The sequence below is a fragment of the Stenotrophomonas sp. STEN038 genome (genome assembly GCF_056759895.1).
Map to the genome: position 1 here is coordinate 1 of NZ_JBRRDW010000122.1, position 1,109 is coordinate 1,109.

Annotated in this window: 1 protein-coding gene; it reads left to right on the plus strand. The window is 64.6% G+C overall.

Annotation, left to right across the window (positions count from 1 at the left end):
* Window positions 1-139: 139 nt before the first annotated feature.
* Entirely contained in the window at window positions 140-976 is an 837-nt protein-coding gene (locus ACVOLS_RS21555; protein ID WP_481547319.1) for a hypothetical protein, read from the plus strand.
* Window positions 977-1,109 lie beyond the last annotated feature (133 nt).

Below are 1,109 nucleotides of genomic sequence, written 5' to 3' on the forward strand. Positions count from 1 at the left end.
GTTTCTTCTCTGGCGGGTTGTTGTGTGTTGTGTGGTTGGTGGTTGTCCTGTGGGCGTGGGTGGGCGGACTCCCCTCGCGCCCCCCCCCCGGCGCGCCCCCCCCCCCCCACTACAGCAGCGTGGCCCGGCTGTTTGAAGCATGCTCCCAAACAGCTCTGCCTCCGCCGAGCTCTTTCTTTCAACCAACCGCTACCCGATCATCCACCCAACGGCGCAGCCGGCAGGCAGGGATCAGCAAATGAATACATGGGCGGGCATCGCACTGCTGCTGATGCCGGCAATTGCGCTGGCGGACCCCCCCCGCGGCGCGCAGATACAGCGCTGGTTGGCCAACAGCGGGCAATCCGTGTTCGTCGTTGACCGCAGCAACGCGGTCTTCAGAATCACGGATAGTGCCAACCCTTATGCAGTATTTGCGCAGCTGGATCCTGATCGCCCGATACTCAGCTTCGACTCCAGCGCCGCACTGCCTTTCCACAGCCGCAGCAGGGAGCCCGGCTACCTGCTGGAAGCAGACGGCCCCGGCGGTCGAAACTTCTCAGCGCGTGTACTGATTGTTTTTCCGCAGCGTGGTCTGGTGTGCGAGCACACCGGCTTCGGTCACATCCGATCCGTCCTGGATCTGGACAACAGCGGCGTTTCCGAGATCGTGCTCGAAAGCATCGCCTCCGGTGGCGGCAGCATCAGCGGCAGGCGCTACCTTGTGCAGTTCGAAGGGTGCTTGGCCAAGACCATCCGCAGCATCGATTTTGATGACAACGAAGGCGCCTGGGGCAAGCGCAGCTACCGGTACTACCGTCATGCCAGCGAATGGCATTTCGCCGACCTTGATGGCGACGGTGTTGTTGACCTCAGCGAAACCCGGGTTAGTCACGAGGGCCGCAATGGGCGGCCGCCAATCGTGAGCCGGCAGGTCTTCGGCTATGTTTTCGACGATGGGCAATTCGTCCGGTATGTACCAACGACCCGGCGCTGAGCAAAACAAAGGCCCGGATCGCTCCGGGCCTTTGCTGTTCTTGGTAGTGGCGCGCCGCGGGAGGGCGCCGGCGGACCCCGAGCCGCCCCGCCCGCGCCGGGGCGGGCCGCCACCGGGCGGGCACCCGCCGAGC

What these genes read in the sequence shown, in the direction of transcription:
- ACVOLS_RS21555 (WP_481547319.1), top strand. Translation starts at nt 140, where the DNA reads ATGCTCCCAAACAGCTCTGCCTCCGCCGAGCTCTTTCTTTCAACCAAC.